We start from the raw sequence: 12,324 nt of genomic DNA, 5'->3' as shown, positions 1-12,324 counted from the left end.
CTATTTACAGTTCTGAATGTGCTATTCTTAGGATATATTACGTCAGTATTACAATTGTAACAAAGGTGGTCTTTCCGTGAAAATCGTTTTTGCCTCGACGCCTGGCCAGGAGGAAGAAATCGGTGATTTGATCAAGTATTTTTACTCAGGCATAATGCCAAGGTATTTTTCCGATCGGGAAATTAAAGAATTTGAAAGGCTTGGAGTGCTACATAATGAAAGCAGCCAGGACGCCTACGGAACGTTACGTGATGCCTTCTATGTCATGGCAAGCCTGCAAACACTGATTTCCATCCTTGAATCACCCAAACCCATTGACCATCACAGGGCGCTTTTTTTGAAAAATGCCGAAAATCTCCGTTACTATGGCCTTTTTTTTCCGTTTGGGTTCGATTCCTTCCTGCCAGGGCGAAAATGCGCCGATTCCATTTTTAGTGTGTTTGCACCCGCGGCCAATCAGCTTCTCGTTTGATTTACCATTCATGACAAAAACGCCTGCTAGCCAGCAGGCGTTTTTGTTCTTTAAGCCGTTATTCCTTGGCATTTTCCTCCAACCATTCCTGAAAACGCCCCTTATCCTGTTCTCCGACAATTCTTGCTGTTTCTTTGCCATTTTCAAACCGTACCAGCGTCGGGGTGCCTTCGATAGCGAATTCATCCCATGCCGAATCGTATTCAAGCACATTCAGCTGTAAGATATCTACGCCCAATTTCTTCGCGAGCGGCATCAGGATTGGTGTCACTTTTTTACAGTGCGGGCATGTTGGGCTATAAAAATAAACGGTCAAATCCTCTTGGTTGGCTAGCTTCTTTTCAAGATTATCAAGCGTGATAATGTTTTGGTAGTTTGGGTCGTCCAACTGGGCGATTGTTTCCGGGTAAAGCTGCTTATCGCCATACGGATTTTTCCCGCTAGCTTTTTCTTCATTCTGTTTATTTGTCAAATAAGCCGTGCCAATAAAGAGTAAGACAACGACCCCGAGAAAGATGAGAACTTTCTTCATTATGCTTGTTCCCCCTTGTTTCTTTTTAAAATGATTATGCTGCATAGAAAAATAAGTGTAAACGCCGTTAGGGCGAGGAATGGAATGGTAATGAAACCAAGCCAGTTAATGTATTGGCCCGTGCATGGCACCCTTCCGCACGCAGGGGCAGCTTCAGCCATGAAAGGAAGCTTCTGCAGGGAATAATGATAGGCGGAAACCAATATGCCGATCGCTGACATCCACCCGCTGTATAAGGCAAACCGGTAATCCTTTTTTACGATGGCAATGCCAAGCTGGAGGGCCAGCGGGTACATGAGGATGCGCTGGTACCAGCAGAGTTCGCACGGTTCATACTTCCTGATTTCCGAGAAGTACAGGCTGCCGAACATCGCCAGTATGGAGACGGCCCATGCAAAAAATAAAACATTCTCCCGGTTGTCCTTTTTCATTATTCTTCACCTCTTTTCAATATATTAAGGGAAAAATTTAATTTTGTACAATCCTGTGACAAGGTCGAAAATTGACGATTGTGGAAAATCGGGAGGCAACCCGATAGAATAGAGTTTGTATAAGAATAGCGGCCTTTTCGGTTAGGTGAAAATGAAAAGATAGCTATTGAGAAGCGGAGGAATTTGCAATGGACTGGAAACAAAAAGCAGCAAAATGGATAGAGTTTACAGAGATGGATTTAGAGTTAAAGGCAGAATTGGAGTCAATGAAGCAAAATGACAAGCTGCTGGAGGATTCTTTTTATAAAAACCTTGAGTTTGGTACTGGAGGAATGCGTGGGGAAATAGGTGCCGGCACAAATCGAATGAATGTCTATACCATTCGAAAGGCATCCAGCGGACTTGCTTCCTATATAGAGGGGAAGGGCGATGAAGCGAAAAGGCGCGGGGTGGCCATTGCCTATGATTCCCGCCATAAGTCACCCGAATTCGCCATGGAGGCGGCGAGGACGCTGGCGACAAGAGGCATCAAAGCGTATGTATTTGATGAGCTGCGCCCAACGCCTGAGCTTTCATTTGCTGTCCGGTACTTGAACGCGGCGGCAGGCATTGTGATAACAGCAAGCCATAATCCACCAGAGTATAATGGCTACAAGGTATACGGGGAGGATGGCGGCCAGCTGCCGCCGGAGAGTGCGGATGAAGTCATCGCGAAGGTAAATGAAGTTGACAATGAACTTCAAATTGAAGTGGCAAGTGAAGAAGAACTGCGCCGCGCAGGTCTGATTGAGACAATTGGAAGCGACATCGACAGCGCCTATATCACCAAGCTGGCAACAATTTCGGAAAATCCGAAGATTGCGGAGGAATCGCCAATCGAGATTGTTTTCACTCCGCTCCATGGGACGGCCAACAAGCCAGTCAGGGCAGCTTTGGGTGCGCTCGGCTATAAAAATGTCCACGTCGTCCGTGAACAGGAACTTCCGGATCCAAACTTTTCAACGGTCAAAAGTCCAAATCCTGAGGAGCATGCGGCATTCGAACTGGCCATCCGCGATGGAAAAGCGGTGGATGCGGATATCCTGATCGCCACAGACCCGGACGCGGACAGGCTTGGCATCGCAGTGAAGAACAACGATGGCGAATACGAGGTTCTAACTGGAAATCAGACCGGGGCTGTGCTTTTGGATTATATCCTTGAACAGAAAAAAGCAAAAGGGACCCTTCCTAAAAACGGGGTCGTCCTGAAAACGATTGTCACATCCGAAATAGGCCGGAAAATTGCCGACGCCTATGGATTGGAGACAATTGATGTCCTGACAGGGTTCAAATTCATTGCAGAGAAAATCAATGAATTTGAAAATGCCGGAGACCGGACATTCCTGTTCGGTTATGAGGAAAGCTATGGCTACCTGATTGGCGATTTCGCCCGCGACAAGGATGCCGTCCAGGCGGCCCTCATGTCGGCGGAGGTGTGCGCGCATTACAAGGAAAAAGGCTTAAGCCTGTATGACGGCCTGATGAATGTTTTTGAGAAGTATGGCTATTTCCAGGAAGGATTGCAGTCAATGACGATGAAAGGGAAGGATGGAGCCGAATTAATCGCCAAAATGATGGCTGGCTTCCGCTCCAATCCACCTTCAACCATTGCGAGTATGTCAGTGATTTCTTCGGAGGATTACCTTGAAAGTGTCCGGATTTCTTCAGCGGGCATGGAAAAAATCGCCCTGCCTAAATCAAATGTCCTGAAATATTTCTTTGAGGATGGATCGTGGGTTTGCCTAAGGCCATCCGGCACCGAACCGAAAATCAAGTTTTATTTCGGCGTCAATGACAAGAGCCTCGAAGCAAGCAGGAAAAAACTTAAGCAGATCGAGTCAGAGTTCATGGATATCGTCAATACAAAACTGTAATGGACTCACCCGGCGGCCTGAATGGCTTGCCGGGTTTTTCGTCCTTGTTTAGTTGTACCCCCATGCTTTAAAAAGCTTCCGACTTTTGTCGTAGCCTTACCCGGACAATTGGCCAATGCAAACTATTCTCAAAAATGTATAATGAAAGAAAACGGTGGCGGGGGAAATCGGATGGAGGCGGAGTCAAGATTGCAGGAGCTTGGCATTTTAAAGGAAATTGCCGAGCTGTTGAATAAAGGTACGGAAACAGATGAAATCCTATCGGATGTTTTGGAAAAATTGCTTGGCGTAACGGGGCTTAAATCCGGCTGGATCTTTTTGATTGGCGGGGATGGTACCTATAGGCTCGCTGCAAAGAAGAATCTCCCCGAAGCGCTATCCCGCTCGAATTTTGCCCCAATGTGCGCGGGGGAATGCTGGTGTATTGAAAAGTACAGGAATGGCAGGCTTTCGAAAGCAACAAACATCATGGAATGCAAAAGGCTTGAAGATGCAATCATAAATAATCTTGGTGACACCGGGGAACTCACGCATCACGCAACGGTTCCTTTACGGGCCGGGGATGAAAGATTTGGAATTTTGAATGTCGGCTCCCCGAACAAATTGCATTTTGACCAAGAGGAATTGGCGCTCCTTGAATCGGTTGCGCTTCAGATTGGTACATCATTGAAGCGGATTGAGCTTGCCCGGCAGGAACGGGAACTTGCCCTCACCGCGGAACGGAACAGGCTTGCAAGGGATTTGCACGATTCCGTAAACCAGCTGCTGTTCTCGGTCAGCCTGACGGCAAAAGGCGGGGCTTCCATGGCAAAATCCGATGAGGTGAGGGAGACTTTTGCGTACATACAGGAGCTTACGCAGGAAGCATTGAATGAAATGAGGGCCCTGATTTGGCAATTGCGTCCCCAGGGACTAGAGAACGGAATCGTCAGCGCGCTCCGTGGATATGCCCAAATGCTTGGACTGGAACTGGACATCCAGGTGAAAGGGGTCCTGAACCTCCCGGGGAAAATTGAAGAAGCCATTTGGCGGATCGGCCAGGAATCAATGGCGAATTGCAAAAAGCATTCAGGGCAAACAAAAATCTCAATAAAAATAACCGTTAAACAAAAATGTCTTACGCTTGAAATTAGTGACCCGGGCTGTGGATTCCATTATTTAGAGGGGAATGAGCTGCCATCACTCGGGCTAAAGAGCATGAAGGATCGGGTGGAAGCGCTAGGAGGCCAATTGCGTATCGTAAGCGCGGTAGGGCAGGGAACAGAGCTGGCAGCCCAAATTCCGGTTTGAAAAGGGGAGAGGAAATGGGGATTCGAATCTTAATTGCCGATGACCATAATATCGTTCGAAGGGGGCTTGCTTTTTTCTTAAAAACCCAGGAGGATTTCGAAATCGCCGGGGAAGCAAAAAACGGGCAGGAAGCCGTGGCCATGGCGGCCGAATTGAATCCGGACATCATTTTGATGGACCTGGATATGCCGGTGATGGATGGAATCAGCGCGACTGAAAAAATAAAAGAAAGCCAGCCCGAAATGAAAATCATGATCCTGACAAGCTTTTCCGATCAAAACCATGTAATTCCTGCCATTGAGGCGGGCGCGACAGGCTATCAGCTGAAGGACATCGAACCCGATGAGCTCGCAGCTTCAATTCGAAGGCTTTGCGCGGGAGAGAATCAGCTCCATCCAAAAGCGACGTCCCAGCTGCTATCACAACTTTCGGGAAGCAAAAGGGATGCGAGGAAACTGCTAAGTGAGCTGACAAAAAGGGAAATGGAAGTCCTAAAAGAAATCGCAAGCGGAAAGAGCAACAAAGAAATTTCTTCTTCCCTTTTTATTACAGAAAAAACGGTCAAGACCCATGTTTCAAGCATCCTCGCAAAGCTTGAGCTGGCAGACAGGACCCAGGCGGCCCTCTACGCAGTCAAGAACGGGCTGGTCAGCGAGTAAGTGTTTTGAGTGAAATCGATGCTATCCGAAGCACTTTATGTAAAAAGAGCACGGCCGGGGAGGCCGTGCTTTTCATTAATGATGGTGGAATTCGCCTGAACGTGTCAGGAAAAGCTGTAAGCCGGCAGCTCTTGCGGTGTGCCTTTGGGCATTTCAGCCGCATGGTCGATATAGCGGAGCAAGGAATAGAGCTTTTTCTCAAGTACTGAATAGTCATGCTCGAAATGGTACGCATGGAGAAATTGCTCGATTTTTTTTGCAAGAAAATGGTCCCGTGTCCGAACCATAAGGATCAGAAGATTGTCCCATTGGGAGCGGTGGATATAATACAGCGCCCTGTCGTAATCCAGTTTATTCATTTTTTCTCCTCCCTGCTAGGAGTTGAAATTAGTGTATGGAGTTCTAAGAGAAAGTTTACGCTGAAAATGTTGGAGATGGCTGTTTGCAAGGCTTTGTAACAACTGCCAGGATAAGAATCACAACTTGATGCATAGGAATTTTTTCTCCGAGCCACACTACACATTGAGAAAAGAGGAAAGGGCTGCTGAAAATGAAAAAATTGGTTGCAGTACTTATTGCCGTCCTGGCATTCATGGCGATACAGCCGGATCAAATTGAAGCGCAACAACCACACTATGAAAAATATGGAAGGATGGCTATGGCGATTGTCAACGCCGACTATCCGGGCGACCCAATCAGGGAGTATGAGTACCTTGGCCGGTCTAAAGTGAATCAATCGGATGTTGCCGATACGTTCCGCTTCAAAGTTGAGGAGAAGGGCAAATCTTTTTATGTCAGGGTAATCATTACACATAGTTTAACTGCGGCTAAACTTCTTACGTTGAAGGTAGAGCCGGAAAGATAAGAAGGCGCCAGGATAGGATATGGCCGATGTATGCTGTTGCTCCTTATTGACCTATAGAAAATTGCAGTTATGACCGTTTCATGTTGAAAATCAGCTGGAACGGTCTTTAGAACATCTATAAAGACCGTTTTACGTTTTAAAACCTCCTGAAGCTGTCTTTAGAACTTCCTTTTTACGTTGGGAATCCATCTGAGACGGTGTTGAGAATCTTTGCAAAGACCGTTTTATATCGGTCGGAAATTCACCTGCCTCGGTAAGGACTGATCATCTAAAAACCACTATGACTCATCTTGAGGCATCCTCCAGCATATCCATTGTATGTAAAATGGATTGCTTCCACTCCCTATTCCGTAATAAATTCCCCTTTCAAAAGAACCGTTGAAAAAACTTTGACAGAAGATTGGAACTTCAATTATATTCATGAAGTCAGTTAATTTTTCATGGTCTTTATTTCCATAATAAGCTTAAGCTGAAGAGTGCTAGAAGGTAAAAGTATGAGGGGAGGCGGAACACGCATGGTGGTTAAGGAAAATAATCTTAAACTGGTTGTTACGGGGTTATTGCTCGGAATTTTAATGGCCGCGATGGATAATACGATTGTCGCAACTGCAATGGGGACAATTGTCTCAAACCTCGGCGGGTTTGACAAGTTTGTGTGGGTAACTGCCTCCTATATGGTAGCCGTAATGGCGGGGATGCCGATATACGGGAAATTGTCCGATATGTATGGCAGGAAAAGGTTTTTTATATTTGGATTAGTAGTATTCCTAATCGGATCAAGCTTATGCGGTCTGGCCCAAACAATGGACCAGTTGATTATTTTTCGCGCGATTCAGGGAATTGGAGGGGGAGCGCTTCTTCCGATATCCTTTACGATCGTCTTTGATATTTTCCCTCCGGAAAACCGGGGGAAGATGACCGGGCTGTTAGGCGCGGTTTTCGGTTTATCCAGCGTCCTAGGGCCGCTGCTTGGCGCATTCATTACCGATTCAATCGGCTGGCATTGGGTTTTCTATATTAACCTTCCTATCGGGCTCGTTTCACTGGCTTTAATCTCTTTTTATTACAAGGAGTCACTTGAGCATAACCAGCAAACGGTAGATTGGTGGGGGGCCATTACGCTTGTTGTGGCCGTTGTGGCGCTCATGTTCGCATTGGAGTTGGGCGGAAAGGAGTATGGTTGGGATTCAGGTCAAATTATTGGCTTGTTCACGGTCTTTGCCGTATTTATTATCGCCTTCTTTCTTATTGAGCGTAAAGCTGAAGAGCCAATCATTTCTTTTTGGATGTTCAAAAACCGCCTGTTCGCCACTTCGCAAATCCTTGCTTTCCTGTACGGGGGCACGTTCATTATCCTTGCAGTATTCATTCCAATCTTTGTGCAGGCTGTGTATGGAGGGTCGGCCACTAACGCCGGTTTCATCCTGACTCCGATGATGCTCGGGTCAGTCGCGGGAAGCATAATCGGCGGGATATTCCAAACGAAAACAAGCTTTAAGAACCTAATGTTTGTCTCCATCATCGCTTATGCTGCAGGCATGTTTTTGTTAAGCACGATGACTCCCGACACTTCAAGAATTCTTTTAACGATTTATATGGTGATTGTCGGGTTTGGAACAGGATTTTCCTTTTCGCTTCTTCCGGCCGCCTCCATCAATAACCTGGCCTTCCAATACCGGGGATCGGCCAACTCAACGAACTCGTTTCTCCGTTCGTTCGGCATGACACTGGGAGTCACGATTTTCGGCACCATTCAAACACATGTTTTTACCAATAAGCTAGAAAAGGCGTTTTCTGCGTTTCCGGGTGCCGGTACTGGCAATCCGATGATGAACATGAACGACCCCCGGGAGATTTTCAGCGGGGAAGGAAGGGCGAGAATTCCCGGCAACATCCTTGAAATCATCGTGAACGCCATGTCGGACTCGATAACGTTTATATTCCTGCTTACAATGATTCCCATTGCGGTTGCCGCCATAACAATCTTTTTTATGGGGAATGCGCGGGTAGAAGTAAACAGGGAAAAGCGTGCCTCTATGTAACGCCTGCCAAAGTGTGTAAAGCATTTGCTTTCACACTTTTTTTCTGGGATTTTTTTAAAAAGAATACAACTATCCCCCCAGTATGTTCATACATTGTTGTAAGAGGAAAAGGGGGAATAGCCATATGAACAGCGAGGACAGGAAAGAGCTGGAGCGAGCGATTGGCGAAATTACGGAAATCGCTAGCGGCTTCGGCCTTGACTTTTATCCGATGCGGTACGAAATTTGCCCGGCCGATATCATCTATACGTTTGGCGCCTACGGAATGCCGACCCGTTTTTCACACTGGAGCTTTGGGAAACAGTTTTACAAGATGAAGCTTCAGTATGACCTTGGCCTCAGCAAGATTTATGAACTGGTCATTAATTCAGATCCCTGTTACGCCTTCCTTCTCGACAGCAACAGCTTGATCCAGAATAAATTGATTGTTGCCCATGTCCTGGCCCACTGCGATTTCTTCAAGAACAATGTCCGTTTCCAAAATACAAAGCGGGATATGGTAGAAAGCATGGCTGCTACCGCGGAACGAGTCCGCAATTACGAAATCACGCATGGAAAAAAAGAAGTGGAAACATTCCTCGATGCCGTCCTGGCTATCGATGAACACATCGACCCGTCCCTTATGCGGCCGAAGCTTTCCTGGTCAATGGAAGATGAGGAAGAAGAGGAAAGCCAGGATCGGCCGCCAAGCCCTTATGATGATCTTTGGAAGCTTGATGACAAGCCATCAAATAAACAGAAAAATAAAAACAGGGCCAGGAAATTCCCTCCGAAGCCCGAAAAGGATCTACTCCTATTCATTGAAACGTACAGCAGGGAGCTTGAGCCTTGGCAGCGCGACATCCTGACGATGATGAGGGAGGAAATGCTTTATTTCTGGCCTCAGCTTGAGACGAAAATCATGAACGAAGGCTGGGCATCCTACTGGCACCAGCGGATTATCCGCGAGATGGATTTGACAAGCTCGGAAGCCATTGAATTCGCCAAGCTGAACGCCGGGGTCGTCCAGCCTTCGAAAACGGGAATCAACCCGTATTATTTGGGCATCAAGATTTTTGAAGACATTGAAGAGCGCTACAATAATCCGACCGATGAAATGAAACGCCGCGGAGTCAAGCCTGGTACCGGCCGGGAGAAAATGTTCGAAGTAAGGGAGATGGATTCGGACATTTCATTCCTGAGGAATTATCTGACCAAGGACCTTGTCATGAGTGAAGATATGTATTTGTTCCAGAAGCAGGGGAAGGAGTACAAGATTGTCGACAAGGAGTGGGAGAAGGTCCGCGACCGGCTAGTCAGCATGCGCGTCAATGGCGGCTTCCCGTACATTACAGTCAACGACGGGGATTATATGAAAAACGGCGAGCTTTACTTGAAACACTGGTTTGAAGGAATCGAACTCGATGTGAAGTATCTGGAAAAGGTGCTTCCATACATTTATCAGCTTTGGGGCAGGACAGTCCATATTGAAACGATGATTGAAGAGAGGGGCATGCTGTTCACGTATGACGGGAAGGGTGTGCATCGAAAATATTTATAGCGGGGATGGGGGCAGCATGTGAAATGCTGCCTTTTCTTTTGATTAATGGGTTGATTGTTGAACACAAATGCGGAGAAACAAAACCGGAATTTCTTGTTTTAACATTCAAATGAATATTTGAATATAGGGCAATTATGGAATATACTATTAGAGTGGTTAAGCAATGTCATTTGGTCGACGGGATTTAAGTCGGACTATAGCTGGATTCACATTCCACATGTTTTTATGAAAAGGGGCTGCCTATACATCAAAGGGGTATTACAAGTTCTTTACTTCATTGGTTTGCACTGGCAGTATACAAGAGGTTCCGCTCTGCTGCTTGGGGTGGGGAACGATGCGGAATTCATAGCGGGAAGATTTGAAAATTGTTTAAAGGTTTGTACCCTCTATTAGGCCATGCAGAGCAGGAATTATTCCATCGAACAATTAATCTTGAGTATCTGCCCTGGAGTTTGATATACTTTTACCAAAATTGAATGTAAGAGGTACATACTTTGTCTAAATCTAAATTGCAATTTTGGCTGATTCAAATTTTGCTTATTATGACGATTATTTTTGTTGCTACGAAAATCTCGTTTATTTTCAAACCGATAGGGATCTTTTTTTCGACCGTGTTCTTTCCCATATTGATTACAGGTTTCCTTTATTTCCTGCTGAATCCAGTCGTCAATTTTCTGGAACGCAAGAAGCTTCCAAGGACAGCATCCATTTTAATCATATATGCCGTGTTTGCCGGACTGCTCGTTTTGGTGATCAGTAATTTGGTTCCCGCTGTTTCAAAGCAAGCAACGGAGCTGGCTAATGACCTTCCCGTCATTGCCGCCAAGACCAGCGATTATATTTATGATGTTGTCCAGTCGTCCGAGTTCGAAAGCTTTAAGAAAGAGCAGCAGAAAATGATTGAGACAGGCAAGGAGCGGCTGATTGAATTTGCCAATACACTCCCAAACACCCTGACAAACGGGCTAAAGGGATTTTTTGGCATCCTTACCAATATTGTAATTATACTAGTAACGGTTCCGTTTTTATTGTTTTACATGTTTAAGGATGGGCAAAATTTCCCGAGAGCAGTATCGAAGTTTATTCCGATTGATTATCGGGACGAAGGGTTAAAGATTCTCCGTGAGACGGGTGAAACCCTGTCGGCGTATATCCAGGGACAGGTGATTGTGGCCTTGTCGGTGGGGACATTGGCATTTATCGGCTATATGATCATCGATTTGCGCTATGCCCTAATCATGGCATTAATCGTGGCTTTTACAAACATTATCCCCTATGTGGGGCCAATCATAGGGGGAACCCCGGCTGTCCTGGTAGCTTTTTTTGATTCCCCAACCAAAGCTTTACTGGTGATTGTTGTAATCCTGATCGCACAGCAAATTGAGGGAAATCTCCTCTCCCCGATGATTTTGGGAAAGACATTGGATACACACCCGGCGACGATTATCATTATATTATTGGCCGCTGGCAATCTGGCAGGGGTGTTGGGGATGGTGCTTGCTGTCCCAACCTATGCCGTAACAAAGACAATCATCCTGAACCTCGTGAGATTCTTAAGGGCAAGAAAAAGGGAAAGTATCGCAAAAGTGGGGTCCTAAGCCATTGGCTTAGGATCTTTTTTTCTATTTGAGTCCTTTTAAAAGACATTTTGTTATTTTAAAAGAATATTTTTATGAAACCTTTTCTGTCGTTCTCCGTATATATACCAGTTCTAAATGCTTAAAGGAGAGATGAACATTGTTTTTTACACCATGGACAATCCTAATTTTACTGGCTTTCGGTTTGAGCCTTTGGGCACAATTCAGGGTGAAAGGGACTTTCAACAAATATATGAATGTTCCTGCAACATCTGGTTTGACCGGGGCTGAGGCAGCAAGGCGGATGCTGGACGAAAATGGCTTGCAGCATATACGTATTGAATGTGTGAAGGGTTCATTAACTGACCATTATGATCCGATATCTAAAGTAGTACGATTATCGGAGCCTGTATATTTTGGGAATTCTGTGGCGGCCCAGTCTGTTGCCTGCCATGAAATCGGACATGCCATTCAGGATAAAACCAACTACCCGATGCTTGTCGCAAGGCACAAACTATTTCCGGTAGTGAATTTCTCTTCAGGCGTCGCACCTTTTTTGTTGCTTGGTGGATTCTTTTTTAAACTGTCGGGGTTATTGTTGTTGGGAATAATTGCGTTTAGTGCGGCTGTTGCTTTTCAGGTAATTACTCTACCTGTTGAATTTAACGCAAGTAAGCGGGCAAAGGATTTCATGATTAAGTTGGGCTTCATTAAAAACAATGAAGAAAGATCGGCAGGTAAGGTACTGAATGCCGCTGCTTTAACTTATGTGGCCGCGACGCTTGTATCTGTCTTGCAACTAGCCGAATATTTATGGATGTTTACGAATAGCAGCGATGAAGATTAAAGCATTGTGTGAAGGGTACCTTCCGGACTGGAAGGTACCCTTTATATTTCTGATCCACAGCAAGATTCTTTTCGCCTGCAGTAGATGAATGAATATCTAAGAGTTTGATTCCCACATTTTCCAACCCTAAATGGAAGAGTGTCTGGTTCCGTCAGT

Annotated in this window: 12 protein-coding genes and 1 pseudogene; 10 read left to right on the top strand and 3 right to left on the bottom strand. The window is 45.7% G+C overall.

Annotated features, from left to right (window positions below; translation table 11 throughout):
* The first annotated feature begins 76 nt into the window (after nucleotides 1–76).
* Nucleotides 77–472, top strand: a complete 396-nt coding sequence (locus DRW41_RS19115) for a DUF5365 family protein (RefSeq protein WP_115453633.1) — start codon at nucleotides 77–79, stop codon at nucleotides 470–472.
* A gap of 58 nt (nucleotides 473–530) precedes the next feature.
* On the opposite strand, the gene DRW41_RS19110 is transcribed toward DRW41_RS19115, so the two are convergent.
* On the bottom strand, nucleotides 531–1,004 hold the full coding sequence (locus DRW41_RS19110) for a thioredoxin family protein (protein ID WP_115453632.1): 474 nt from the start codon (nucleotides 1,002–1,004) through the stop codon (nucleotides 531–533).
* Nucleotides 1,004–1,435, bottom strand: a complete 432-nt coding sequence (locus DRW41_RS19105) for a disulfide oxidoreductase (RefSeq protein WP_115453631.1) — start codon at nucleotides 1,433–1,435, stop codon at nucleotides 1,004–1,006. Before DRW41_RS19105 ends, DRW41_RS19110 begins: the two co-directional genes overlap by 1 nt.
* Before the next feature lie 188 nt (nucleotides 1,436–1,623).
* On the opposite strand from DRW41_RS19105, the gene DRW41_RS19100 reads away from it, so the two are divergent.
* The 3 genes from DRW41_RS19100 to DRW41_RS19090 all read left to right on the top strand — a co-directional run bounded on the left by DRW41_RS19100 (nucleotide 1,624) and on the right by DRW41_RS19090 (nucleotide 5,297).
* Nucleotides 1,624–3,348: a phospho-sugar mutase gene (locus DRW41_RS19100; protein ID WP_115453630.1), complete on the top strand. Its 1,725-nt coding sequence runs from the start codon at nucleotides 1,624–1,626 to the stop codon at nucleotides 3,346–3,348.
* Between the two features lie 141 nt (nucleotides 3,349–3,489).
* On the top strand, nucleotides 3,490–4,638 hold the full coding sequence (locus tag DRW41_RS19095; protein ID WP_281272335.1) for a GAF domain-containing sensor histidine kinase: 1,149 nt from the start codon (nucleotides 3,490–3,492) through the stop codon (nucleotides 4,636–4,638).
* Nucleotides 4,639–4,652: 14 nt separating this feature from the next.
* Nucleotides 4,653–5,297: a response regulator gene (locus tag DRW41_RS19090; RefSeq protein WP_115453628.1), complete on the top strand. Its 645-nt coding sequence runs from the start codon at nucleotides 4,653–4,655 to the stop codon at nucleotides 5,295–5,297.
* A 104-nt stretch (nucleotides 5,298–5,401) separates the two neighbouring features.
* Here the strand turns inward: DRW41_RS19090 and DRW41_RS19085 are convergent, their stop codons facing one another.
* Nucleotides 5,402–5,656, bottom strand: coding sequence for a YhdB family protein (locus tag DRW41_RS19085; RefSeq protein WP_115453627.1), 255 nt, complete (start codon nucleotides 5,654–5,656; stop codon nucleotides 5,402–5,404).
* A 191-nt stretch (nucleotides 5,657–5,847) separates the two neighbouring features.
* On the opposite strand from DRW41_RS19085, the gene DRW41_RS19080 reads away from it, so the two are divergent.
* The 6 genes and pseudogenes from DRW41_RS19080 to DRW41_RS19060 all read left to right on the top strand — a co-directional run bounded on the left by DRW41_RS19080 (nucleotide 5,848) and on the right by DRW41_RS19060 (nucleotide 12,168).
* A complete protein-coding gene (locus DRW41_RS19080) occupies nucleotides 5,848–6,162 on the top strand; it encodes a DUF3889 domain-containing protein (protein ID WP_115453626.1) in 315 nt (104 codons plus the stop codon).
* A 515-nt stretch (nucleotides 6,163–6,677) separates the two neighbouring features.
* The gene (locus DRW41_RS19075; protein ID WP_115453625.1) at nucleotides 6,678–8,204 is read left to right on the top strand and encodes an MDR family MFS transporter; all 1,527 of its coding nucleotides are present in this window, start codon (nucleotides 6,678–6,680) and stop codon (nucleotides 8,202–8,204) included.
* Nucleotides 8,205–8,328: 124 nt separating this feature from the next.
* A complete protein-coding gene (locus DRW41_RS19070; protein WP_115453624.1) occupies nucleotides 8,329–9,744 on the top strand; it encodes a SpoVR family protein in 1,416 nt (471 codons plus the stop codon).
* A gap of 156 nt (nucleotides 9,745–9,900) precedes the next feature.
* Nucleotides 9,901–10,137 (top strand): annotated as a pseudogene (locus DRW41_RS23490) (hypothetical protein); the annotation flags it as partial.
* A gap of 101 nt (nucleotides 10,138–10,238) precedes the next feature.
* The gene (locus DRW41_RS19065) at nucleotides 10,239–11,342 is read left to right on the top strand and encodes an AI-2E family transporter (RefSeq protein WP_115453623.1); all 1,104 of its coding nucleotides are present in this window, start codon (nucleotides 10,239–10,241) and stop codon (nucleotides 11,340–11,342) included.
* Nucleotides 11,343–11,481: 139 nt separating this feature from the next.
* On the top strand, nucleotides 11,482–12,168 hold the full coding sequence (locus DRW41_RS19060) for a zinc metallopeptidase (protein WP_115453622.1): 687 nt from the start codon (nucleotides 11,482–11,484) through the stop codon (nucleotides 12,166–12,168).
* Nucleotides 12,169–12,324 lie beyond the last annotated feature (156 nt).

This window comes from Neobacillus piezotolerans (assembly GCF_003362805.1).
GTDB classification, from domain to species: Bacteria; Bacillota; Bacilli; order Bacillales; family Cytobacillaceae; genus Bacillus_D; species Bacillus_D piezotolerans.
The sequence above is the reverse complement of the archived record's forward strand: the minus strand, read 5'-3'. Positions and strand labels throughout refer to the sequence as shown.